Annotated in this window: 1 protein-coding gene; it reads right to left on the bottom strand. The window is 63.7% G+C overall.

Annotated elements, in window-relative coordinates:
- Positions 1–90: 90 nt before the first annotated feature.
- On the bottom strand, positions 91–270 hold a 180-nt coding region (locus BP869_RS06660), incomplete at its 5' end, for a hypothetical protein (RefSeq protein ID WP_342678075.1).

The following is a 270-nucleotide window of genomic DNA, read 5'->3' as shown; positions in this document are numbered from 1 at the left end:
CCCCCCGAGTCGGAACCGGCGATCGTGCATGCACAGACGGGAAGATCCATCACCATCTATGGAGACGGCATCCCTCGAATACCTTCCCGCTCAGGAGACCGTCGCGGCCTCGCTGACGAGGAGGACAAAACGCTCTTTGTGCAGGTTCGCCTGCTGCAGGACGGAGAGGAGAGTTCCCACCGGCAGATCGCTCCTCTTCGGCAAGATCACAAGGAGGCGGCGACCCGTCTCGTCGACGCGGTACAGGGCGACCTGGCGCCCTTTGCTCCG

The sequence above is a fragment of the Methanofollis sp. UBA420 genome (assembly GCF_002498315.1).
Taxonomy (GTDB): Archaea; Halobacteriota; Methanomicrobia; order Methanomicrobiales; family Methanofollaceae; genus Methanofollis.
Note: the sequence above shows the minus strand (reverse complement) of the source record. Positions and strands in the feature narration are given on the sequence as shown.